At 55.1% G+C, this 23,689-nt stretch carries 16 protein-coding genes; 13 read left to right on the plus strand and 3 right to left on the minus strand.

What is annotated here, in order from left to right:
* The first annotated feature begins 12 nt into the window (after positions 1–12).
* Positions 13–441 carry an MSMEG_6728 family protein gene (locus SYN_RS03585; RefSeq protein WP_011416663.1) on the plus strand — a complete coding sequence of 143 codons (429 nt, stop codon included), beginning with the start codon at positions 13–15 and terminating at the stop codon, positions 439–441.
* A gap of 38 nt (positions 442–479) precedes the next feature.
* Here SYN_RS03585 and SYN_RS03590 read toward each other — a convergent pair whose 3' ends face one another.
* Entirely contained in the window at positions 480–2,585 is a 2,106-nt protein-coding gene (locus tag SYN_RS03590) for a gluconeogenesis factor YvcK family protein (RefSeq protein WP_011416664.1), read from the minus strand.
* 351 nt (positions 2,586–2,936) lie between these two features.
* Between SYN_RS03590 and SYN_RS03595 the strand changes: the two genes are divergently transcribed.
* The 9 genes from SYN_RS03595 to pyk all read left to right on the plus strand — a co-directional run bounded on the left by SYN_RS03595 (position 2,937) and on the right by pyk (position 14,279).
* Positions 2,937–4,187 (plus strand): UDP-N-acetylglucosamine pyrophosphorylase, encoded by a 1,251-nt coding sequence (locus SYN_RS03595; protein WP_041584682.1) that lies wholly within the window; start codon positions 2,937–2,939, stop codon positions 4,185–4,187.
* Positions 4,188–4,218: 31 nt separating this feature from the next.
* Complete coding sequence (gene glmM / locus SYN_RS03600) at positions 4,219–5,568, plus strand: phosphoglucosamine mutase (RefSeq protein WP_011416666.1); 1,350 nt, start codon at positions 4,219–4,221, stop codon at positions 5,566–5,568.
* A gap of 26 nt (positions 5,569–5,594) precedes the next feature.
* Positions 5,595–6,554, plus strand: coding sequence for a 6-phosphogluconolactonase (locus SYN_RS03605; RefSeq protein ID WP_011416667.1), 960 nt, complete (start codon positions 5,595–5,597; stop codon positions 6,552–6,554).
* A 473-nt stretch (positions 6,555–7,027) separates the two neighbouring features.
* Positions 7,028–7,183, plus strand: coding sequence for a hypothetical protein (locus SYN_RS16195; RefSeq protein ID WP_158302907.1), 156 nt, complete (start codon positions 7,028–7,030; stop codon positions 7,181–7,183).
* A gap of 40 nt (positions 7,184–7,223) precedes the next feature.
* A complete protein-coding gene (locus tag SYN_RS03610; protein WP_158302908.1) occupies positions 7,224–7,913 on the plus strand; it encodes a DUF3313 domain-containing protein in 690 nt (229 codons plus the stop codon).
* 139 nt (positions 7,914–8,052) lie between these two features.
* On the plus strand, positions 8,053–10,059 hold the full coding sequence (locus SYN_RS15050) for a sigma-54-dependent Fis family transcriptional regulator (RefSeq protein ID WP_049749887.1): 2,007 nt from the start codon (positions 8,053–8,055) through the stop codon (positions 10,057–10,059).
* Positions 10,060–10,437: 378 nt separating this feature from the next.
* Positions 10,438–11,463, plus strand: a complete 1,026-nt coding sequence (gene fbaA / locus SYN_RS03620; protein ID WP_011416671.1) for a class II fructose-bisphosphate aldolase — start codon at positions 10,438–10,440, stop codon at positions 11,461–11,463.
* Between the two features lie 14 nt (positions 11,464–11,477).
* Positions 11,478–12,764, plus strand: a complete 1,287-nt coding sequence (locus tag SYN_RS03625) for an ATP-dependent 6-phosphofructokinase (protein ID WP_041584683.1) — start codon at positions 11,478–11,480, stop codon at positions 12,762–12,764.
* An 87-nt stretch (positions 12,765–12,851) separates the two neighbouring features.
* Positions 12,852–14,279, plus strand: a complete 1,428-nt coding sequence (gene pyk / locus SYN_RS03630) for a pyruvate kinase (protein WP_011416673.1) — start codon at positions 12,852–12,854, stop codon at positions 14,277–14,279.
* 113 nt (positions 14,280–14,392) lie between these two features.
* Here pyk and glk read toward each other — a convergent pair whose 3' ends face one another.
* Positions 14,393–15,406 carry a glucokinase gene (glk, locus tag SYN_RS03635; RefSeq protein ID WP_011416674.1) on the minus strand — a complete coding sequence of 338 codons (1,014 nt, stop codon included), beginning with the start codon at positions 15,404–15,406 and terminating at the stop codon, positions 14,393–14,395.
* Positions 15,407–15,636: 230 nt separating this feature from the next.
* Positions 15,637–17,277: a glucose-6-phosphate isomerase gene (gene pgi / locus SYN_RS03640; RefSeq protein WP_011416675.1), complete on the minus strand. Its 1,641-nt coding sequence runs from the start codon at positions 17,275–17,277 to the stop codon at positions 15,637–15,639.
* A gap of 495 nt (positions 17,278–17,772) precedes the next feature.
* On the opposite strand from pgi, the gene SYN_RS03645 reads away from it, so the two are divergent.
* From SYN_RS03645 to SYN_RS03655, 3 genes are read left to right on the plus strand one after another with little or no spacing between them, the layout of a single operon-like run.
* Positions 17,773–19,035, plus strand: a complete 1,263-nt coding sequence (locus tag SYN_RS03645) for an efflux RND transporter periplasmic adaptor subunit (RefSeq protein WP_148202469.1) — start codon at positions 17,773–17,775, stop codon at positions 19,033–19,035.
* 6 nt (positions 19,036–19,041) lie between these two features.
* Positions 19,042–22,206 (plus strand): efflux RND transporter permease subunit, encoded by a 3,165-nt coding sequence (locus tag SYN_RS03650; protein WP_011416678.1) that lies wholly within the window; start codon positions 19,042–19,044, stop codon positions 22,204–22,206.
* The gene (locus SYN_RS03655; protein WP_041584684.1) at positions 22,199–23,638 is read left to right on the plus strand and encodes an efflux transporter outer membrane subunit; all 1,440 of its coding nucleotides are present in this window, start codon (positions 22,199–22,201) and stop codon (positions 23,636–23,638) included. Before SYN_RS03650 ends, SYN_RS03655 begins: the two co-directional genes overlap by 8 nt.
* Positions 23,639–23,689: the final 51 nt, after the last annotated feature.

Consider the following 23,689-nt stretch of genomic DNA (forward strand, 5'->3'; position numbering starts at 1 on the left):
GGGATAGAAGCCATGCAGACCTTCCTGCCTTATCCGGATTTCCGCAAGTCTCTGGAGATTCTCGATTCAAAAAGGCTCGGGAAGCAGCGGGTTGAAGCGTATCAGCTTATCCGCGCCATTACGTCAGGGACGGGCTGGAGTCGGCATCCCGCCGCCCGGATGTGGTCCGGCTATCTCAATGCCCTGAAACTCTACCATAATCTGGCCATCGAGGAATGGGTGAAGCGCGGATATCGGAACCAGATGAACAGGATGGTCATCGAAGGGCAGATTGTCCTGCCGCCCTGGGTCGGCGATGAGGCGTTTCATGCATCACACCGTTCCAATCTCCTGCGGAAAGATCCTTTTTATTACGGGCGGTTCGGCTGGCGGGAGCCGCCGACGCTTCCCTATGTCTGGAATGAGGATAAGTGGCAGGAACCGAAGCGTGAAAAGTTCTGAAGATGTGGCCTTGTCATGCAGGGAGTTATGAAAGCAAGTCATTCATCTCCGTGCTGGAACACGACGTTACGGAAAAACCTTACGAGGGCCTGTTTGCGGTTCCGTTCTTCCAGCTGATGGGGGATGAGTTTATCGGGCGGCCAGCGCAGCAGGGACATCTCATATTCCATGATGCCGCCATAGGCATTGTTCAGATACCACGCATACAGGAGTCCGAAAAGCAGGCCTGGGGGAAGGAATCCTTCCCGGTCGTTCAGCGTGATCCCGAACGTGTTCAGGTCATGGGGACATGGCAGCATGCGAGCCAGCCTCAGATAGGCCCGCAATGCTCCATCATCAAGGAAACACGCACGATCCTGCACCGGCCGCAGCCGGATCTCATATCGCCGCGCTCCCCAGTGAAGGCCGTCTTCCGGATTCACCCAGTGACGGCTTTTCAGGTACCGCCCGAGCAGTGACTCACCCAGGGCCGTGAGCAGATTATCCCGGAGGCGTTCCGGATCGAGGTTTGCGTGTTCATGTACCTTCAGGATGCGGTCTTCAGGATCATAGTATCCCAGGACGTTATCCCACTCCTTGCTCCTTGTCCAACGGGATGCGGGAACGATCCGCGCCCCGCAAAAGTATTTCAGATGGTCGATACGGATATCCCGGTTTTCCCAGATCATCTCATGCATGGTGTTGCGCAGGGTTTTTGATGAGAAACGTTTTTCTGCCAGGATCGCACCGATCTGCTTATAGTACGTACAGAGCAGAGGCGCATCCGCGCGGGGGGGCTTCATGAGCCGTGGAGAGAAGCGGCGCAGTGAGCCGCGTTCCTGTTTCAGATTCAATCGCTGGTGCGCAATGAGGAGCGCCCGTACCGCAAGGGCAAATTTTTGCGGATCATGATGGATCACTCCGGCGGAATTCAGCCGCTCCCGGGAATAAATGGTTGCCTCCACAGGTAGCACTCCGAGGCTTTCCACGGAGCTTCGGTCAAGATAGATTGGGCTCTTGCCTTCCAGCGCATAGTTGCGAAGCACACTTCCCGGCATGTGTTCCAGGTTGGCGCTCAACACGACATCGAACAATCCCTCTGAACCGCCCGCGATATTGTGATCGTAAGCCTCTACCAGATCGGATACGCGGAACCCGCGGTCCCGGCTGCGTCGCGATATGTCTGTCTCTCCTTCCTGAATCCAGAAATTGGCCCCCAGAATCTTCAGGGCCTTATGGTTCTCCCGGATGGCCTGAACAATGGGTGGGATCTGGAGGATCGGCATGATGCTCGTATAGAGGCTGCCGGGTGCGAAAAGGATAAGGTCCGCCTCCCGTATCGCCCTGCAGACGACCTCGCTCACGCGGGGAACCTCGCAGCACTCCACGGATACCCGGTCAATTGGCATCAGACGGCGGGTAATCGCCGATTTCCTCTGTCCCCGGACCGCGACTCCGTTGCTGTAACGTAGTACAAGCTGGCCGGGGGTCGGAGTTGCCGGATGCAGGCAGCCCGGGGTCACTCCAATGGCCTGAGCGAGTGCCTCGATTCCTTTTTCGATGGCGTCCATGCCCGGATGACGATTGCTCCCTGTCTTACCATTGAATTGAAATATGGCCGCCGTGAGCAGCAGATTTCCCAGGCAGTGTCCACCCGGCGCAATAACCGGTCCCCCTCCGCCCGGAGAGACATAACGGCCGAAGGATGACAACAGATCAGCCAGATCTTTCGGGCAGTATTTCCGCAGATGCCTGGGGACGACGAGGAGAGGGTTGACGACATGCTGGAAATTCCTGCATCCGCTCGGGAAGCGATGGTTGAAAATGCAATGAATCACGCGGATGATCTGCCGGGTCAGAACATCGTCAAGACCGTGGAGCTTCTGAAGGTTTTTATGCAGAATTAGAGAAAGCAGGAGCTTTCGGAAGTCACCGATCCCGATCATCGGCAGTTCCTGCAGGAGCAGGCCCGTTGATCCTCCGTCATCTGTTGTGCACACGACGACATCCAGGAGGGGAAAATCCTGCTTCAGCCCGATAAAGGGATTCTCGGGCCAGTCGTCAAGCTGGGAATTCCCGCCGATCACCGTGGAGAGCCCTGTCCCGCCTCCGAAAGTCACAATCCGTTTTGCACGGCATTCAAAGGAATAAATCTCATCCGCCATGCGGGAGATAGAACTTCCGTGAGGCCCTTTGGGAATCGTCTGGTTAATGACCGTTTCCAGAAGCTGGTCGACGTACCGTCCGGTCTGTGATGCCCGCTTTAAGGAAATAGAGTTTACCTCCCTGAATAGAGCCCTGTGAAAAGCGGTGAGCTCAAGGATTGACAGGATGAGATTGGTATAAGCCTGCTTTTATAGAAACGGAACTATAGGGAGATCATCTGAGTGTGTCAATGTTAAAATGAAATGAATCCATATGAAATCCAGACCGGTCCGGATTCGGCAAAAATTTCTAAAAAAATCTTGAAATCTATAAGGATTAATATAATATCCCTCCACTTTGGAGGAGAGAATATGGACATTCAACCGAGATGTTATGACAAAGTCATTCAGTTGATGAAGAAGGGCGTTGATATTCCCAATCCCCTTACCCTGGATCTGGGCGACGAGGTCAGGGTGGATCAGATATCCGGAGATGGCGTCAAAATTTATCCAGGGTGCCGGCTCTACGGTGAAAAGACGGTTATCTCAGCAGGTTGCCGGATTGGCTATGAAAGTCCGGTCACCATTGATAACTGCCAGTTAGGGACCGACGTTGAATTGAAAGGCGGATATTTTACGGAATCCGTCTTCCTGGACAAGGCGAACATGGGATCCGGGGCGCAGGTGCGTGAAGGCTGCATTCTCGAGGAGGAAGCCAACGGCGCCCATTGTGTCGGCCTGAAACAGACCATTCTTTTCCCTTTTGTCACTCTCGGCAGCCTGATCAACTTCTGTGATTGTCTGATGGCCGGAGGGACAAGTCGGAAGGTTCACAGCGAGGTAGGCAGTTCTTATATTCATTTTAACTTTACGCCGGACGGGGATAAAACCACGGCGTCGCTTTTCGGTGATGTGCCGAGAGGCGTCATGCTCAATCAACCTCCCATTTTTCTCGGCGGCCAGGGCGGCACTGTAGGTCCTTCCCGCATGGGATACGGCAACGTCGTTGCCGCCAACTCGGTGCTGAGGAATGATTTTATTGAAGACAACAAACTGATTGTCGAAAAGGCACAAAGCGGAAAGATCATCGATTTCATGCCCCGGGCATATCCGAACATCCGCCGGGTTGTGGAAAACAACGTTATCTATATCGCCAATCTCAGAGCCCTTGAGGAATGGTACCTGCGTGTGAGGCGCCCTTTCTTTGATGACCATGAATTCGGTTCGCTTATTTTTTCAGGGCTGCTTGACAAACTCGGCCTGGCGACAAAAGAACGGATCAAACGTTTACAGGTGATGGCTGAAAAAGCGAAAAGTTCTAACGAAGCGGATGCGGCAGCAGAACCGGGAATATTCGAAAGAAACGAATTTTTTGAGAAGTTTGCAGAGATAGAGGCGCTGTTCACTGTACCCTTGGATGGCGGTATCGAAAAATACCGCGATGATTTTCTCTCTGCTTTGCATAAAGCCGGGAGCGAAAAAAGCGCCGGATATATCGCTGTTATACAGGGACTGCCCGCGAATGTCGCTTATAAGGGGACCGCATGGCTTCAGAGGATTGTCGATACCTTTTGCCAGAAGACACAAGAGGTTTTTCCGAGATTGAAGCTGTTCGGTAAATAAATTCTTACTTATTGATCATGGAGGAATTTTAATGGGTAAACTTTTCGGAACGGATGGCGTCAGAGGCGTTGCCAATGAATATCCCATGACGGCGGAAATGGCCTTGAACATTGGAAGGGCGACCGCGTTCATGTTCAAACGCGAGGGCCATAATCCCAAAATTCTTATCGGAAAAGATACTCGGCTTTCCGGCTACATGCTTGAAAATGCCCTGGTTTCCGGCATCTGCTCTATGGGTGTCAATGCGATTCTCGTCGGCGTCATTCCGACGCCGGGCATTGCCTATCTGACCAGCAGCATGAGGGCTGATGCCGGGATCGTCATCTCCGCATCCCACAATCCTTTTCAGGACAACGGCATAAAAATCTTTTCCGGTGACGGTTTCAAACTTCCTGATGAGACGGAACTGGCCATTGAAGATATGATTCTGAACAATAAAATGGATCAACTTCTGCCCAGGGTAAGCGAATTGGGCAAGGCCTATCGCATGGATGACGCCCGGGGGCGTTATATCGTGTTTCTAAAGCATACCTTTCCCCGGGAACTTTCCCTGGAAGGCGTCAAGGTCGTCCTGGACTGCGCCAATGGGGCGACTTACCGGGTGGCGCCGGAAACATTCTACGAACTGGGCGCGGAAGTCACAACCCTGTTCGACGATCCCGATGGAAGAAATATCAATGTGAATTGCGGCTCTCAATACCCGGAAACTCTGGCCGCTGAAGTTTTGAAACAGGGCGCTGACGTCGGTTTCGCTTTTGACGGCGACGGCGACCGGCTGATTGCCGTCGATGAAAAAGGCAACGTCCTGACGGGAGATCAGGTTATTGCGATCTGCGCCAATGTGATGAAAAAGGAAGGGAAGCTGACCAAAAATCTCGTTGTCAGAACCGTCATGAGCAATATCGGCCTTTCCGTCGCTCTCGAAAAGCTTGACATCAACTCCATCATGACAAAGGTGGGCGACCGGTATGTTCTGGAGGAAATGCAGGCCAACGGCAGTTCCATCGGCGGCGAAGATTCCGGGCATGTGATCTTTTTACAGCATCACACGACAGGGGACGGGATTGTCACGGCGATCCAGGTTATCGCGGCAATGAAAAAAGAAGGGAAACCCCTGTCCGATCTGGCGAAAATCATGGACGTTTTCCCCCAGACCCTCATCAATGTGGATACCAAGTCACGACCGGAAATATCCACGGTTCCGGAACTTGTTGCCGTCATCAAATCGGTGGAAGAAAAGTTGGGAACGAGCGGCCGGGTCCTTGTCCGGTATTCGGGGACGCAGAACATGTGCCGCGTCATGGTGGAAGGCCCCACCCAGGAAGAAACCCTCAAATATTGCAAACAGATCGCCGATGTGGTGAAGGAAGAGCTCGGCTGATCCTTTAGAGAAAGCAGGGAGACAGCATGTCATTCAAGGTCATCGTCACACGTGATTTCGAACACATGAGCGAGGTCGCCGCCGGGTTGGTCATTGAAAACATCCGCCAGGTCCTCAAAGAAAAGGATATTTTCAACCTGGGGCTGGCGACGGGAAATTCGCCGACGGGCCTGTATAAGCATCTCGCTAGGGCGGCTAATGAAGGCAGCTTTGACAGCGGCCGCATCCGGAGCTTCAACCTGGATGAGTATTGCGGCCTTCCCGGCGAAAATGCCCAGCAGCGGGCCCTCCATCCGGAAAGCTACAGCTTTTTCATGATTCAGGAACTGTTCGGCCTTCTCGACAGGAAGTTCAAGGAAACATACGTTCCCTGGGGCACCTTGATTGATCAGGGAAGGCTGATTGAGGAGCTTGCGGCGAATCCCGCAGACTGGAAAGAAGTCGGGGCCGACAAGGGAAAGGCCATCGTCATTGACCTGCAGGCAAAATCCGAATATCTGAGGTGGGTGCGCAAATCGATTCTGGACGCATACGTAGAAAAGATTTCGGGATATGGCGGGATCGATCTTCATATCATCGGGGTTGGCGGTCGCGGTCACGTGGCCTTTCATGAATCGGGCATCCCCTTCGAGGGAAACTCGATGCTCCTGGTAAAACTGGATGAAAATACCATAGAAAACGCTGTTAAAGACGGCCACTTTGTCAGCCGGAATGACAGCCCTTCCTACGCTGTCTCCATGGGCGCCGAGCTGGTCTATAAGGCCCGAACCGTCGTTCTTCTGGCGAACGGCGCCCGCAAAACGGAACCCATTGCGGAATCGATTCTGGACGATCCCAGCCCCCTGGTGCCCATATCTTACGGAAAACATTACGCCAGGCAGGGCGGCCGGATGATTTATGTCCTTGATAAAGCCGCGGCGGAAAAGCTTCTCCGGAATGCCGATGCCGTAAAGAAACAGGGAATTGAGCTCGATGATTTAAGCTGAAACGAGTGAAGGCAGGCGGAAAGGTAACGCTTTGCCGCCTGCCCTCTGATCCCTTCCGCATATCTCCGTGAGAAATCTGTAATACAAAAGCAGCACCTGCAGACCGGAAGTTCAAAACGGAAGGCTGCCTGTTGGCTTCGATCTCTGGATGTGAGAACCGCCCTCGATCACAGCAGTTTCGCAGGTCTTCAAGAATGCGTTGATTATCCCGATATTTCCCCAACATCCCACAACCAACGGGACACGGTCAAACCGTGCCATCAGAATTTACCCTCCCGGACAAGGTAATCTTTAACTCCCAACTGGACCGTCATACGCCTCTTATGCGAATACGCATATATTGGGCCCGGGAGGAAATGATTTCAAATCGTTCCTTGATATGAGCTGTTTAAGAAGCTGACATGAAAATAAACAATAATAAGTGAACTTTAAAATAAAAGTGATATATTTCATAAACAGGATGCACCCCGTTCATGATGGGAGGCAGGCAAACCCGGACAGCACAGCAAAATGAAAGCAATAAAGTAAACGAAGCCGCTCTCTCCCTTTCCTTTCCAAATGTTCAGTTCAGCAATATCGCAGTAAAGCTTGATGTTCATGGATGTTCCTTTTGGCAGACCGGTGTTTGAATATGCTTTCCGGGACTTTTTGACAACAAAGGAGGAGATCATGAAGAAGACCATGGAAATTGTCATATCGATCGTAGGTCTATTTTTGTTGGCGATTCCCGTCGGTTTTACGGCGGACAATTCCTTCTCCGGGTTTCTTGGCGATCCGGCCAGGTATGACCTCCTGAAGCCCGGACCCAAAGACGGGGCCAGACTGCGCTGGCTGAAAGAGGGGGTAGATATAAAGAAATACAACAAGTTCATGGTGGACAGCGTTATCTTCTACCTTGCCGATTCATCCGAGTACAAAGGCATCGATCCCCAGGAGATGAAGGAACTGGCCGATTCCTTCAACAGGGAACTCGTGGCGGCCTTTAAGGACAAGTGGCCGATCGTTGCCGAGCCTGGTCCCGACGTCGTCCGTATCCGTATTGCCATAACGAATATCAAGCCGAGTAAGCCGGGTGTCAGTGCCGTTACCTCGATCATACCCATTGGATTGGGAGTCAGCCTCGTCAAGAAAGGCGCCACGGGTGGCTGGTCCGGCAGCGGGGAAACAGGCATCGAGTTAATGACCATGGATTCCATGACGGACGAAGTGATCGCGATGGCGGTGGATCGTCGAAACGCCGAGTTCGAACAGAGGTTTTCGAAATGGGGTTCGGCCAACGATGCCTTCAAGTTCTGGTCCGAGAAAATCGTCTCGTTCATTGACGATGCGCATGGAATCAAGAGGGAGTCCGGGAAATAAGCCACTCATTTTTGCGCGGCACTTAAGGTCTTGATAATCAAGGGAAGTAATTTTGCCGAACTTCCGGCATGGTAGTTTATATCCACGGGCCGCGATGTTGTGTCGAGAAAGGCCTCAAAGCGCGGAACCAGGGGGGAGAGTGCGAACGCTTACGGATACCGGCGAACGACTGAACAGTGAGATCGCAAGGCGGAAGCGGGCCGAGCGAACCCTGAGAGATCGCTTGCTCTTCGAGGAAATGCTTTCCGTAATTTCCGCAGGATTCATCAATTTGTCTTTCGAGCGGATTGATGAGGAAATCCATCATGCAATGAAGAAAGTTCTGAACTTCTTCAAAGTAGATCGGTTCGCCCTTCTTGAAACGTTACCGGACAGAAAATCATGGATGATCACTCATTGTGTATCCGGCACAGATGTGCCTTCCGTTCCTGTTGGTGAAAATCTCCCGGTCTCTCTTCATCCCTGGGCCTATGAAAAGCTGATTCAGAAACGGGAAGTTCTCTCCTTTTCAAAGATAGACGATTTACCGGCTGAGGCAGACGTTGATAAAGAAAACTGGATCGTATGGGGTATCCGATCCAACCTGAACATACCCATTAGAATCGGAAAACCCGTTGATCATATTGTTGCCATCAATTCAGTGAAGTACGAACGTGTCTGGCCGGATGAATTGATCCCGCGACTGCGGCTTCTGGGAGAAATTTTCGTCAATGCCCTGGAGCGAAGCAGAGCCTGGAAGGCCTTGCAGGAAAGCGAGGAACGTCTGAACCTGGCGACTGTCGCGGCGGGAGCCGGTCTATGGATTCTGGACACAAATACGGGTCAATTCTGGGTGACGCAGATGCTCAGAAAATTATTTAATTTTCTTCCCGGGGAAGAATTAAGTTTTGAGCGGTATGAGAAAACAATCCATCCCGACGATCGGAAAGGAGTCAGAGAACTTGTTCAGCGAAGCTTGAAGACGCAGAATGATCTGACCATCGAATATCGTATCCTGAAACCCGATGGGAATGTCTGCTGGATTATGACCCGTGGGCGTCCATATGGCGGCGCCACGGGAATTCCCCTGCGCCTGATGGGCATATGCATGGACATTACAGAAAGAAAGGAGATGGAAAACGAGCTCAGGAAGCAACTGGCGGAGATCAACAAACTGAAACTCCAATTGGAGAAAGAGAATATTTATCTCCGTAATGAGATAAAGACGGAACGGGGCTTCGGCGGGATTATCGGACACAGCGATACCCTGCGATATGTCCTTTTCAGGGTTCAGCAGGTCGCCCCTACCGACGCTACGGTCCTTATTCTTGGCGAGACCGGTGTGGGCAAGGGGATGGTGGCCCACGCCATCCACGAAATGAGCGCACGCAAGGATAAGACAATGGTCACTGTAAACTGTGCCGCCCTGCCGTCAAACCTCATCGAAAGCGAACTCTTCGGGCGGGAGAAAGGGGCCTTTACAGGTGCTTACGCCCGACAGGCCGGTCGTTTTGAGGTGGCGGACGGGGGTACGATCTTCCTGGATGAAATCGGTGAGCTCCCTCTTGAACTTCAGACAAAGCTCCTGAGGGTGCTGCAGGACGGAGAGTTCGAGAGGCTTGGTTCCCCCAGGACGGTCAAGGTGGATGTGAGGGTGATCGCGTCGACGAGCCGGGATCTGAAGGTTGAGATGCACAACGGGCGGTTCAGGGAGGACCTCTACTACCGGCTTAACACATTTCCCGTTACACTGCCGCCGTTGAGGATGCGAGTCGAGGACATTCCGGAGCTTGCCAGGCATTTTATAGACAAGTATTCCCGGAAGTTAAACAAACAGTTTGAATCTCTTTCGAAAGATACGATGCAGATGCTTCAAGCGTATGCATGGCCCGGCAATGTGAGGGAGTTGGAACATGTCATAGAAAGAGGAGTCATCACAAGTCCGGAACCTGTATTTCAGCTTGTTGAACAGCTTGAACAGGGGCCTGGCATGGAGGCTGATAAGCCGATTAAGGGGTTTGAAACCATGGCGAGGGAGCACATCCTGCAGGTCCTTCACAAAACAGGGTGGAAAATCGAGGGTAAAGGCGGGGCTGCCGCCATCCTCGGTCTCAATCCAAGCACGCTTCGGTTCCGGCTTAAAAAGCTGGGGATCAAACGACCCTGAAAAGATGAATTTCCTCAATACGATTCCTCAAAATCTTGCAGATCCGCAATATGTTGAGGGTATTCCCATATCCATTCACCGGGACTGGCCAGTGTCATTAAAGATGTTCATTAGAAATCAACTCGTTGTGGTTTTCTGGAGAAGATGGTCCATCTGGAATACTTTTTGGCTGGATTTCAGGTGACTGGTTGAATTGATGAATCCTGCTGTGCCGTTGTAATTGAGCGCAAACTCCCGTACTTCATGCTGATCCCGGCGGAATCCGTCAGCCTGTCCAAACTCCTCAAGCATTATGGATGCGGGCCGGACCCGCTACTCTGGCGACGATGAACGGATCACCCGATCCCTTAACCAGGAAGTATAGATAAGGAGGATTCCATGCCGGTAGCCGACTATGAAACGTTTTGCAGAATGATCGAAAGGGCCCGGAAAAATTCTTTTGCGTATCCCGCTATCAACGTGACATCGCTTACGACGGCCAACGCGGTTCTGAAAGGGCTGGCAGAGAGCGGAAGCGATGGAATTCTTCAGGTTTCTACGGGCGGAGCCGCCTTTGCCTCGGGTTCCGCGGTCAAGGACATGGCTCTCGGCGCCATCTCGATTGCCGAACATGTCCACCGCGTTGCAGACCGATATCCCATTTACATAGCCCTGAACACGGACCATTGCACGGCGGGCAATCTCGAAAAATTCGTGATTCCGCTGGTGGAGGAAACGGAGAAGCGGCGTGCGGCAGGAAAACCGAACCTGTTCACGGCTCACATGTTCGACGGGAGCGTCCTCCCGCTGAAGGAGAATCTGGATATCGCGGAGAAACTGCTCGAACGCTTCCGGAAAAGCGACCTGATCCTTGAAATCGAAGCGGGTGTGGTCGGCGGCGAGGAAGACGGCGTCAAGGCCAGTGCCGCCGCCAAACTTTACACCACCCCCGAGGATACCCTCGCGGTCGCCCGCCGGCTGAACGCAATTTCGGGTGCGCGCTACCTGCTGGCGGCGACCTTCGGCAATGTTCACGGTGTCTACAAGCCCGGTCACGTTCAGCTGAAGCCTTCCATCCTGAAGGAGTGCCAGGATGCGGTGGTGAAGACATACGGAGAAGAGGCCCGCTTCTATTTTGTGTTTCACGGCGGTTCAGGATCTTCGATTGAAGACATTCATGCCGCCGTCGATTACGGCGTGGTCAAGATGAACATCGATACGGACACGCAGTACGCCTTTACCCGGGCCATTGCCGATCACCTGTTCCGGAATTACAGCGGCGCATTGAAAGTGGACGGCGATGTGGGCGACAAGAAAGTCTATGATCCGCGGGTTTATCTGGGCCTGGCCGAGGCCGCCATGGCACAGCGGGTCAGGCAGGCCGTGACCGAACTGCGAAGCCGGAACACGACGCTGATGAAATGAGACAGGAGGGTGACATGGGGAATACGGAGCTTGATTTCACGATTGAACGGCTTGGCGAGTGCCATATCCCTTCCCCGGTGAAGGGGATCCGCTTTGTGGATGATGATGGGCGTGTCCTTTATCACTCTCATCTCCAGGAGATGAAGCCATGGCTTGACGAAGGGATTCATCCGCCCGCGATGGAAGCGGCGGGGCCAAGGGAAAAAGTCTTTTTTGATCCGTCGCGGATCGCCTGCGGCATCGTGACCTGCGGCGGGATCTGTCCCGGACTGAACGACGTGATCCGATCAATCGTTCTGAGTCTGTGTCACCATTACTGCGTGCAGAAGATATACGGGTTCCGTTTCGGTTACGAGGGGCTCGTGCAGCGGTATGGACATAAGCCACTGGAGCTGACAGCGGATTCGGTTGCCCAGATCCACGAGATCGGCGGGACGATTCTGGGCTCGTCCCGGGGACCGCAGGAACCCTCCGAGATGGTGAAAACGCTTGAGGATCTCAATGTCGGCATTCTCTTTACCATCGGGGGTGACGGGACGCAGCGCGGGGCTCAGAAAATCGCCGAAGAAGCGACCCGGCGGGGGCTCGAAATCAGTGTCATCGGCATTCCAAAAACGATCGACAATGATATTTCCTATATCCAGGCTACCTTCGGATTTGAAACGGCGGTTGCCGAGGCCCGTCGGGCCACCTACGCCGCCCACACCGAGGCGGATGCGGCGCGCAACAGCATCAGCCTGGTGAAGCTCATGGGCCGTGACTCCGGGTTCATTGCCGCGTATTCTGTCCTCGTGAACAGCCATGTGAACTTTTGTCTGGTTCCGGAAGCCCGCTTCACCCTGGATGGCCTTCTCCGCGCCCTGAAAGAGCGCCTCGAGCGCAGGGGACACGCGGTGGTCGTCGTGGCCGAGGGGGCTGGTCAAAACCTGATGGAGGCGACAGCTGAACGCGATGCCTCGGGAAATATCAAGTATGGCGACATCGGCATATTTCTGCGTGATGCCATCAGGGATTATTTCAGGAAAGCCAGCCTGGAAATTAATCTCAAATACATCGATCCCAGTTATATCATCCGGAGCATGCCGGCCAATCCGCATGACGCCGCCTTCTGCCTTCTCCTCGGGCAAAGCGCCGTACATGCCGGAATGAGTGGACGAACGAACATGGTGGTCAGTTTCTGGAACCGTGAATTCACGCATGTGCCCATAACGCTTGCCGTGTCGCAGCGCAAAAAGATCGATACGTCCAGCATGCTTTGGAACAGCGTCCTGGCGGTGACCGGTCAACCCGATATGATGTAAAGGTGAAACCTGGATGAAAGTGGAATCCGTCGAGGAAGACGCGAAAGCGGGCTATGCCGGGCGGCTCAATGGACAGGGGGAAAAGGCATGAAGATTTCTTCACCGAAGACGAAGATCGTCTGCACCATCGGGCCGGCGTCTGAGAATCCCGACGTGATGAAACAGATGATCGAAGCGGGAATGAACGTCGCCCGACTCAACTTCTCCCATGGCGACTTCGCGTCCCACGGGAAAGTCATCGGGAATCTGCGGGCTGTGTCGGCATTGCTCGGCCGGAGGATCGCAATCCTGGCCGATCTTTCCGGTCCGAAGATGCGTATCGGAACGTTTGCATCCGAACCGATCCAACTCGATACGGGTGACCTGTTCACGCTGACGACCGAGGACATCGTCGGTGACCGGAATCGAGTGTCCGTCTCATTCGATCGCCTTCCGAAGTCTGTAAGACCCGGGGACATGCTTTTTCTCAATGACGGATACATTCAGCTCAAGGTGAACGAGGCCAGGGGCAATGATGTCTTATGCAGCGTCATGGTCGGCGGCGAACTTCGTTCCCGCAAGGGACTCAATCTGCCGGGCATCGATCTCGGGATCAGCGCTTTTACCGAACGTGATCGTGAGTGCCTGCAGTTTGCCCTCGAGAACGGGGTGGACGCCGTGAGCCAGTCCTTCGTCGAAGGACCGGAGGATGTCGAGGCCGTGCGCAGGGCCGCCGCAGACATGGGATACACTCCCTTCGTTATCGCGAAGATCGAACGGTCCGGGGCGCTTGATCGCATTGAGGAGATCATCGCCGCAGCCGACGGCATCATGATCGCCCGCGGCGACCTGGGTGTTGAAGTTCCGATCGAACAGATCGCCATGGTCCAGAAGCGGGTTATGCTCCTTGCAAACATGTGCGCGAAGCCCGTCATTACGGCAACACAGATGCTCGAGTCGATGACGGAAAATCGACGCCCTACCCGCGCCGAGGCAACCGATGTGGCCAACGCGATTCTTGACGGCACCGACTGCGTCATGCTTTCAGGCGAATCCGCCATGGGGAGGTATCCTGTGGAAGCTGTCGGGATGCTGGCGAAAATAGCCCTTTCGGCGGAAGCGCACCGCTCCATGATCGCGGTCAAAGAGATGTTCAAGGGAATCGATCTTCGAGGGAGGGTTCGTCTGGAACATCTCATTGCGATCGGCGTAGAGGCGTGCTTCGAATTTGTGACACCGGCGGCCGTGTTTGTCCCGACGCGAAGCGGCGCCACGGCGCGGAGCATGGCCAGATTCCGCTTTCCCGTATGGACTGTGGCCGTGAGTTCCGAAGAATCGACCTGCCAGGAACTCCTTTTCTCCTCAGGGGTTTATCCGGTGCGCGAGCTTCCCATGCCTGAGAACTGGAATGATTATGTCAAAAGGCAAGTCGCTGATCTTGGTCTGGAAGGAAAAATCGCAATTCTGACCCGGGGTCCGTCGCGGGAGCATTCCGAGACGAATCACGGCGTGGAAATTCTCGACCTGACCATTTGACAGTGGAAACGATGAGGCGCAGACGGGGCAAGTGAGGAGGAAAAAATGAAATTGTTGTAAGGCTGTCCGGGGATTTTCGGGAATGAACCGGTCAGGATGGCATCGGTTGCATGCTATGATTCTTTTTCTTTTCTTCGCGCGGCACACCGGCCCGCGCCCAGCAGGGCGCTCTGTTCGTTGAGGATGACCATCACCGGGATCGTTTCCAGAAGAGGGCTCATTCGTCCCTTGGAGGTAAAGGCAAGCATGAAGCCGGGCCCCTTCAGCCGTTCGATGATCTTCGGGGCGATTCCTCCTCCCAGATAGATTCCTCCTGTGGCGAGGTATCGCAGCGCGGCATTGCCCGCCTCGGCTCCGTAAAGAGAGACAAAGAGATCGAGAACCTGTCCACAGAGGGGGCACCTGCCGGCCAGAGCCGCCTTGGTGATGACCGCCGGGGGATCATTCACCAGCAGCTCCTCTGCAACCTCGGGGGATTCGGGCAGATGCCGCACGTCTCTCAGGAAAAGATAGATGTTGTGCAGTCCGGGGCCGGATAAAACCCGTTCGTTACTGACCCGGCCGTACTTATCGCGGAGGTAGAGGAGCAGTTCCGTTTCGATTTCGTTACGGGGAGCGAAGTCGGCGTGTCCTCCTTCGCCGGGGCAGGGTCGACGGGCTGTGCCATCCCGATAAGCGATGGCCTCTCCCAGTCCCGTCCCTGCCGAGACCAGGGCGATGGCGCCGTTTGGATTGGGGACTCCTCTGTTAAGGACCTCGAAATTTTCCGGACCTAAAAGATCGATGCCATAGAGATGTGCCTCCATGTCGTTGATCAGTTGAACTTTGGGAATTCCCAGGGCCTGGGCCAGCTCCTCTGCATTCACGCTCCAGGGGAGGTTGGGTGTCCTGACCGTGCCGCTCCTGGCAGGACCGGCGATTCCGAAACAGGCCGTCTCCGCCGTCAGTCTGTGTTTTCCTGTAAAATGGCTGACAATCTCCTTCAAACTTCCTGCCTTTCGGCTCGGATAGCGTTCGTCCACCAGCAAGGTCAAATTTTCGCCCTCTGTGCTGAAATAAGCAAGCCGCGTGGATGTGCCCCCGATATCTCCTGCCAGGACCAGCATGTGATCTCCCCCCTCAAGCATGAATAATATCCTCAGTTATTACGGATTTCCGAGATATCGGGAACTCGCGTTGAGGACATGTGATTTTTTTAAGCGCCTTGAAGATTATTAATTACGGCGTTGCGATCGGGAATTCAGGCGGGACGATCAGAGAGGCCCCGTTCAAGGCAACACTCTGAACAGTGTTCTGTTTCACCTTTGCATCGGCGCTTTCCATAATCCCCAACGATACCCCAATGAGTCAAAACTGTTTATTCCATCCTCTCCCTGAATTTCCGATAACGGCGGATCATGGCGTTTGTTGAACTGTCATGGCCTAACTCAGGTTCCTCCCGGCTTTCAAGCTCCGTGATGACGCGCTGGGCCAGAACCTTGCCCAGTTCCACGCCCCACTGGTCGAAGGGGTTGATATTCCAGATCGCGCTCTGAGTGAACACGCTGTGCTCATAGAGAGCGACCAGTTTGCCCAGCGTTTCCGGCGTCAATCTTTGAGCAAGAATGGTGTTGGACGGCCGGTTGCCTTCGAAGACTTTGTGGGGTGCGAGCCAGGCCGGGATGCCTTCGGATGTGACTTCTTCAAGCGTCCGGCCGAAGGCCAGGGCCTCGGCCTGGGCGAATACATTCGCCATCAGCAGATCGTGGTGCCGGCCGAGAGGATGCAGCGGTTCGACAAAGGCGATGAAGTCACAGGGGATCAACTTCGTTCCCTGATGAATCAGCTGGTAGAAGGAATGCTGGCCGTTCGTGCCCGGCTCCCCCCAGTATATGGGGCTGGTCTGGTAGTCAACCTCCATTCCGTCAAGCGTGACGCGCTTGCCGTTGCTTTCCATCGTCAACTGCTGAAGGTATGCCGGAAAGCGTTTCAGGTACTGTTCATAGGGGAGGACGGCGACGGTTTCCGCAGCGAAGAAATTGTTGTACCAGATGGTGAGAAGTCCCATGAGCACGGGAAGATTGACGCCAAAGGGGGCGGTGCGGAAATGCACGTCCATCGCATGAAAGCCGGCCAGCATGTCGCGGAAGTTATCCGGACCGATGGCCAGCATCGTCGACAGGCCGATGGCGGAATCCATGGAGTATCGCCCGCCGACCCAGTTCCAGAATCCGAACATGTTGGCGGTGTCAATGCCGAATTTCGCCACTTCCGCCGTGTTGGTCGAGACCGCGACAAAATGTTTCGCCACCGCTTTCTCGTCGCCCTTGAAGCCCTGAAGCAGCCAGGCACGGGCCGTGGAGGCGTTGGTCATCGTCTCCAGGGTCGTGAAGGTCTTGGAGGCCACGATAAAAAGCGTCTCCGCGGCATCGAGATCCTGAACGGCTTCCGCGAAATCCGTTCCGTCTATATTGGAGACAAAACGGAAAGTGAGGGAACGATCACTGTAGTACTTGAGCGCCTCATAGGCCATAACCGGCCCGAGATCCGAGCCGCCGATTCCGATGTTGACGACATTCCGGATGCCTTTGCCGCTGTGTCCTTTCCAGGATCCACTGCGAACCTGGACGGCAAACGCGGCCATCCTGTCCAGCACGTCATGAACCTGGGGCACCACGTTTTCTCCATCCACCACAATGGACGTTCCTTTCGGCGAGCGCAGAGCCACATGCAGAGCGGCGCGGTTTTCTGTAAGATTGATTTTCTCGCCACGGAACAAGGCCTCGATCCGCCCGCGCAGACCGGTTTCCTCTGCCAGCCGCAGGAGGAGCTTCAGGGTTTCGTCGGTGACGAAATTCTTCGAATAATCCAGAAAAAGGCCGACTGCTTCTGCCGTCATGCGTTCGCCGCGTCCTGGGTCGCCGGCGAAAAGATCCCGCAGATGCAGTTTCCAGTTTCTGCGGTGAGCCGCCAGGGCTTTCCATGCCTGACATCCCGTAAGTTTTTTGCTTGCCGTCATGATCCTGTTCCTTTCTGTGGACGTTTTCGCCGGTCTTTGACTCGACCATTTATATCATCAAATGTTGAGTCATAAAACTGAAGTTTAACAGTTCATAAATAACAGTTGTTTCATGCCCGCGGTACCGGTTTCATGAAAAAAAAGTTTTCGGCGCCATCCCGGTTTGACTCACCCGGATTTCTGCCGGAGGATCAAGCGGTCCGGAACATCTAAAACCCTCAAAATGACCCCTCAATATCCTGCAGAACCGCAACATGTTGAGGGCATTTCTTGATACAGCCATATAAAACATCTTTTTCAGGCGATAATAATTAACAGATATCAAATAGTTGCAGCTTGCCTGGCAATAATCCGCTTCAGGTATGTTTTTTGGACTTTATTTCGTAGATGTACCGGAAACAATCCCTGCCGGAGGGAAAAATCAAGGATCGGACTGAAGAATGTGTGAACCGCCTTAATAGAGGCTTTGGACAAAACATGGGGAGGAGATCGGACATGTGGAGCATTTCGGCACAGCGTCATCCAGCTCGCCATTTGTGGAGTTTATTGCGGATCATTTCATACTTTGCAATCGTCATCCTGTTTCTCGCGCCGGTGGCGGGCTGCTCGAAAGGTTCGAAGGAGGCGCCCAAACCGCCGGTTGTGGAGGTGACGACCGTCATCCAGAAGGACGTTCCCGTTTACAGAGAGTGGATCGGGACGCTCGACGGGATGGTGAATGCCACAATCCGGGCGCAGGTTCAGGGGTATCTCGTTAAACAGAACTATCGCGACGGCGACGTCGTAAAAAAGGGGCAGGTCCTCTTTGAAATCGACCCCCGCACCTTTCAGACAGCCCTGGGGCAGGCAAGGGGACAATTGGAAGCGCAGCAGGCGCGCTGGAATACGGCCAGGGCAAATATGGTCCGGATCAAGCCTCTTGCCGATGCCAATGCCGTCAGCAAAAAAGATCTCGATGACGCAATCGGAGCGGAACAGGCTGCCCGGGCGGCGGTGCATTCCGCCCAGGCCAGTGTCGACAGGGCCCAACTGGAACTGGGTTTCACAAAGATCGTCTCCCCGGTGGAGGGAATCGCCGGTCTTGCCAAAGCCCAGATCGGCAATCTCGTGGGGCCGGGGGCAATGGAAGAGCTGACGACGGTCTCCACGGTCAATCCGATCAAAGTCTACTTCCAGATAAGCGAGCAGGAATACATCCAGACCGCTCAACGTTCCGCTGCCTCGAGGGGGATAAGGGACGGTGAGCTGATTCTTGCCGATGGAAGCATCTATCCTCAAAAGGGTTATTTCGCCTTTGCCGATCGGCAGGTGGATATCACGACCGGGACCATTAAAGTTGCAGCCATCTTTCCCAACCCGGACAACTTTCTGCGGCCCGGCCAGTATGGAAGAGTGCGTATCGCCGTGCATGTCCGAAAGAATGCCCTTCTCGTGCCCCAGCGGGCCGTGTCTGAAGTCCAGGGGAAATACATGGCGGCCGTGGTGGGATCGGATAACAGGGTGGAAATCCGGCCTGTAAAAACCGCGGAGAGGATCGACAACCTGTGGGTTATCCTTGAAGGCCTCAAACCCGGAGAGCGCGTGATTGTCGAGGGGATTCAGAAGGTTCGCCCCGGAATTCCGGTGATGCCAACGGCCTTTGTCGAAGCATCCTCAAAGCCGGAAGCGAAGACAGAAGCAGTTCCTGAAAGGAAAGCGGAAGAAAAATTCCAGTCTCCCTCAAAACCAGCAGATCCTGCAAAGACTGAAAAGAGGTGATCCGCCATGTCCAGGTTCTTCATCAACCGCCCCATCGTGGCCATGGTGATCGCCATCCTTATGGTCATTGTCGGCCTCGTGGCCATGTCGGGTCTGCCGACGGCGCAGTTTCCCAACATCGTCCCGCCGGAAATGAAGGTCACCGGCATGTATCCCGGCGCCGATGCCCAGACCATCGAGCAGTCCGTGGCCACCCCCATCGAGCAGCAGATGTCCGGCGTGGACAACATGAACTACATGTACTCCCTCAATTCCAACGACGGGAAGATGTCCCTGACGGTGAACTTCGATATCAAGACAGACCCCAGCACCGATCAGATCCTCGCCCAGATGAGAACAAATCAGGCCAATTCACAGCTTCCCTCCGACGTGATCAGCCAGGGCGTCACGGTGCAGAAGTCGATGTCGGCGCCCCTGATCGTGTTCGCCCTTTTCTCTCCGAAAGGGACCTATGATAACGTTTTTCTGGCCAACTACTGCTACATCAACATCAACGACCAGATGACCCGGGTGCCCGGCATCGCCAGCGTTACCGTCTTCGGCGCCGGACAGTACGCCATGCGTCTCTGGGTCAGACCCGACCAGCTCGCGAAACTGGGGATCACCATTCCCGAGATCGTCAATGCCGTCCAGCAGCAGAACACGGTGAACCCTGCCGGCCAGGTTGGCGGTGAACCTGTGCCGCCCGGTCAGGAATTCACCTATGCCGTCCGATCTCAGGGCCGCCTTCAAAACGAGGGGGAGTTCGGCAATATCGTGATCCGGGCAAACCGGGACGGCTCCCTTGTCCATGTCAAGGATGTGGGTCGGATCGAGCTTGGGGCGCAGTCATACAACCTCATCGGCCGTCTTAACGGCAGGCCCGCGGCGATCATTGCCCTCTATCAGTTGCCCGGCACCAATGCGATCGAAGCGGCCGATGGGGCCAAAAAGCTCATGACGCAGCTGAAGGAGAGATTCCCCGCCGATCTGGACTACGTGGTTGCCCTCGACACGACCCTCGCCGTCACGGAGGGCATCAAGGAGATCGTTCATACCCTCTTCGAAGCCCTGGCCCTTGTCATTGTCGTCGTTTTCATCTTTCTGCAGGGCTGGCGGGCGACACTCATTCCGCTTCTGGCCGTGCCGGTTTCGCTCGTGGGGACCTTCATGTTTTTCCCTCTCTTCGGGTTTTCCATCAACACGCTTTCGCTTTTCGGACTGGTCTTAGCCATCGGACTGGTCGTTGATGACGCTATCGTCGTCGTCGAGGCGGTGGAGCATCACATCGAACAGGGAATGCCCCCCCGGGAGGCAACACTCAAGGCCATGGAGGAAGTCTCCGGTCCCGTTATCGCCATCGCCGTCATCCTTGCGGCCGTTTTCGTACCAACGGCGTTCGTTCCGGGGATCACGGGGCGCCTCTACCAGCAGTTCGCCGTGACCATCGCGGTTTCCGTCATCATCTCGGCTTTCAACGCCCTGACTCTCTCACCGGCCCTGGCGGCCCTCCTGCTCCGGCCGAAAAAGAAATCCCGGGGGGCTCTGCAGAAATTCTTCGACGGATTCAACCGCATCTTCGGCCGTTCTACTGACGGATACGTGAGCTGGTGTGATCATTTCATCCGCAAGAGCAGGATGAGCCTCCTTTTCCTTTTCGGTACCGTCATTCTGGCCGCCTTCTTCGGGAAGCACCTGCCGACCTCCTTCCTCCCTGATGAGGACCAGGGATATGTCTACGCGGGACTTCAGCTTCCCGACGCGGCCTCCCTGCAGAGGACCGACGCCGCGACAAAAAAGGCCGAGGAGATCATCTTGAAGACCCCGGGGGTGAAGTACTGTACTTCCGTTATCGGTTACAGCATGCTCAGCGGCGTAGCGAACACCTACAGCGCGTTTTTCTTCATCACCCTGGATGACTGGGCTGAAAGGAAAAATCCCGAGGAGAAATACGGCGCCATCAAGGCGCAACTGACCCGGCGACTGGGGGCCCTGCCCGAAGCCATCGGCTTTGCTTTTCCGCCTCCGGCCATCCCCGGCATCGGGACCTCCGGCGGCTTCACCTTCATCCTGGAGGACAGGGCAGGGAAAGACATTGCTTTTCTGGCCGATCAGACAGGCCGTTTTCTTGATGCGGCCCGGAAGAGACCGGAACTGGCCGGACTCAGCACAACCTTCCGCCCTGTCGTGCCCCAGGTTTTCGTGGGCGTGGACCGCGACAAGGTTCTTAAGCAGGGGGTGAATCTCTCGGATGTCTACAAAACCCTGCAGTGCTTCATGGGGGGAGCCTTTGTGAACTATTTCAACCGGTTCGGCCGCCAGTGGCAGATCTATGTCCAGGCGGAAGGCCAGTACCGGACGAAGGCCGAAAACTTCGGACAGTTCCATGTACGCAACAGCAATGGTGTAATGGTTCCCCTTTCCGCTGTGACCAGTATCCGCTCTATTGCCGGGCCGGAGTTCACCATGCGCTACAACCTGTACCGCAGCGCCCAGATCAACGGCTCGGCGGCTCCGGGTTACAGCTCGGCCCAGGCCATGGCGGCCCTGGAGGAAGTCTTTGAACAGACGATGCCCCGGGAGATGGGCTATGACTACCTCGGCATGAGCTACCAGGAAAAAAAGGCCCAGGAAGGGGTGTCGCCTGCGGTCATCTTCGGTTTTTCACTTCTGTGCGTCTTTCTGATCCTGGCTGCTCAGTATGAGAGCTGGTCTCTTCCCTTCAGCGTGCTTCTGGGAACACCCATTGCCGTCATGGGGGCCTTCGGCGCCCTGTGGGTGTTGAGGTTCGAAAACAATGTCTATGCCCAGATCGGACTTGTCATGCTCATCGGGCTGGCGGCGAAAAACGCGATTCTTATCGTAGAGTTCGCCAAGATGGAATACGAAAAGGGAAAGCCCGTCGTCGAAGCGGCCCTGACCGGGGCAAGGCTTCGATTGCGGCCGATCCTGATGACGTCCTTTGCCTTCATCCTGGGCTGCGTGCCGCTGGCGATGGCAAGCGGCGCCGGAGCACTCTCGCGGCGGGTGATGGGCTGGGCCGTTATCGGCGGGATGCTGGCCGCAAGTTTCATTGCCATCTTCCTCATCCCCGTCACGTTCACCGTTGTGGAAAAGCTGTCGCACCGGGAGGAAAGGGGCGCACAAATCCAGGCTGAAGAGACTGAAAAGGAGGGGAAGGGCCATGAATAAATCGATCTTCGCCATCCTGATTGTCCTTGTTCTGGCTGGCTGTGCCGTCGGTCCTGACTACAGGCGTCCGGTGATAGAAAGTCCTCCGGCCTGGCGCATCGATGAAGTTGAGGCACAGGAAACAGCCAATATGGCATGGTGGGATCAGCTCAACGATCCGGTCATGAACTCACTGATCGATGAGGCCCTGAAGCAGAACCTGGATCTGAAGATCGCCACCGCCCGGATCGACGAGTACATCGGCAGGTACTGGATGGGACGCTCCGGCCTGTTCCCGCAAATCGGGGTGACCGCTGAAGCAGGGCGTAGCCGTTCCTCCGAGGAGGGAGCGGCCCCGATGTCGCCGCAGGTGGAAAATCCGGCGGATTTTTACCAGGGCTTCTTCAGCGGCAGTTGGGAGATCGATCTCTGGGGTAAATTGAGAAGGGCCACCGAAGCATCGCGGGCCGATCTGCTGGCCACGCAAGAGGCACGGCAGGCGGTCATCCTGTCGCTGGTCAGCGCCGTGGCGAACGGTTACATCACTTTGCGCGATTTCGATAAACAGAGAGAAATCGCCGTAAATACCGCTAAGACAAGAGAGGAATCCTACAAGCTATTCAAACAGCGTTTTGAAGGCGGGGTCATTTCGGAACTCGAACTCAACCAGGTCAAGTCCGAGTATGAACAGGCCCTGGCCACGATACCGCAGATAGAGAAACAGATTGTCTTTCAGGAAAACGCCCTGAGCCGTTTGCTGGGAAGGAATCCCGGACCCATCGCCCGGGGAAAGCACATAGACGAACTGGTCCTTCCCGCCGTCCCCATGGGCCTTCCCTCGGATCTGCTGGCTAATCGCCCGGACATCCGCCAGGCGGAGCAGGTGCTGGTCGCGGCCAATGCCCGGATCGGAGTGGCAAGGGCGCAGTACTTTCCGGCACTTTCTCTTACCGGCCTGTTCGGCCAGGCGAGCGCGGATCTCTCGAATCTGTTCACCGGATCAGCACGGGTGTGGAGCTGGGGCGGAAGCGTAGCTGCTCCGATCTTCACGGGAGGAGCCATCAGAGGGCAGGTCAAGGCTGCCGAGGCCGTGCGGCAGCAGGCCCTGTTCGGCTACCAGAGAGCCATTCAGACGGCCTTCCGGGAGGTCGAGGATGCCCTCGTCGATCAGCGGCGAACCCGAGAACAGCTTGAGGCTCAGCAGCGGCAGGTCGATTCCCTGCGTGATTACACCCGCTTTGCCCGGCTGCGCTATGAAAACGGCTACACCAGCTACATAGAGGTCCTCGATGCGGAGAGGAGTCTCTTCTCCGCGGAGCTTACCTACGTCCAGACCCAGGGGACCCTCTTTGGAGCGCTTGTAAATCTCTATAAAGCCATGGGCGGAGGATGGGTTGTCGAGGCGGATAAGCTGACGGTATCTTCATCGAAAAAAGAAGGTTCATCCGGTTAATGAGTACCTTGGTATTGCATAAAATCACATGGACATGGCAAGAGCCCTGTT

Source organism: Syntrophus aciditrophicus SB, assembly GCF_000013405.1.
GTDB classification, from domain to species: Bacteria; Desulfobacterota; Syntrophia; order Syntrophales; family Syntrophaceae; genus Syntrophus; species Syntrophus aciditrophicus.

What these genes read in the sequence shown, in the direction of transcription:
- SYN_RS03585 (WP_011416663.1), top strand. Translation starts at nt 13, where the DNA reads ATGCAGACCTTCCTGCCTTATCCGGATTTCCGCAAGTCTCTGGAGATT.
- SYN_RS03590 (WP_011416664.1), bottom strand. Translation starts at nt 2,585, where the DNA reads ATGGCGGATGAGATTTATTCCTTTGAATGCCGTGCAAAACGGATTGTG.
- SYN_RS03595 (WP_041584682.1), top strand. Translation starts at nt 2,937, where the DNA reads ATGGACATTCAACCGAGATGTTATGACAAAGTCATTCAGTTGATGAAG.
- glmM (WP_011416666.1), top strand. Translation starts at nt 4,219, where the DNA reads ATGGGTAAACTTTTCGGAACGGATGGCGTCAGAGGCGTTGCCAATGAA.
- SYN_RS03605 (WP_011416667.1), top strand. Translation starts at nt 5,595, where the DNA reads ATGTCATTCAAGGTCATCGTCACACGTGATTTCGAACACATGAGCGAG.
- SYN_RS16195 (WP_158302907.1), top strand. Translation starts at nt 7,028, where the DNA reads ATGATGGGAGGCAGGCAAACCCGGACAGCACAGCAAAATGAAAGCAAT.
- SYN_RS03610 (WP_158302908.1), top strand. Translation starts at nt 7,224, where the DNA reads ATGAAGAAGACCATGGAAATTGTCATATCGATCGTAGGTCTATTTTTG.
- fbaA (WP_011416671.1), top strand. Translation starts at nt 10,438, where the DNA reads ATGCCGGTAGCCGACTATGAAACGTTTTGCAGAATGATCGAAAGGGCC.
- SYN_RS03625 (WP_041584683.1), top strand. Translation starts at nt 11,478, where the DNA reads ATGGGGAATACGGAGCTTGATTTCACGATTGAACGGCTTGGCGAGTGC.
- pyk (WP_011416673.1), top strand. Translation starts at nt 12,852, where the DNA reads ATGAAGATTTCTTCACCGAAGACGAAGATCGTCTGCACCATCGGGCCG.
- glk (WP_011416674.1), bottom strand. Translation starts at nt 15,406, where the DNA reads ATGCTTGAGGGGGGAGATCACATGCTGGTCCTGGCAGGAGATATCGGG.
- pgi (WP_011416675.1), bottom strand. Translation starts at nt 17,277, where the DNA reads ATGACGGCAAGCAAAAAACTTACGGGATGTCAGGCATGGAAAGCCCTG.
- SYN_RS03645 (WP_148202469.1), top strand. Translation starts at nt 17,773, where the DNA reads ATGTGGAGCATTTCGGCACAGCGTCATCCAGCTCGCCATTTGTGGAGT.
- SYN_RS03650 (WP_011416678.1), top strand. Translation starts at nt 19,042, where the DNA reads ATGTCCAGGTTCTTCATCAACCGCCCCATCGTGGCCATGGTGATCGCC.
- SYN_RS03655 (WP_041584684.1), top strand. Translation starts at nt 22,199, where the DNA reads ATGAATAAATCGATCTTCGCCATCCTGATTGTCCTTGTTCTGGCTGGC.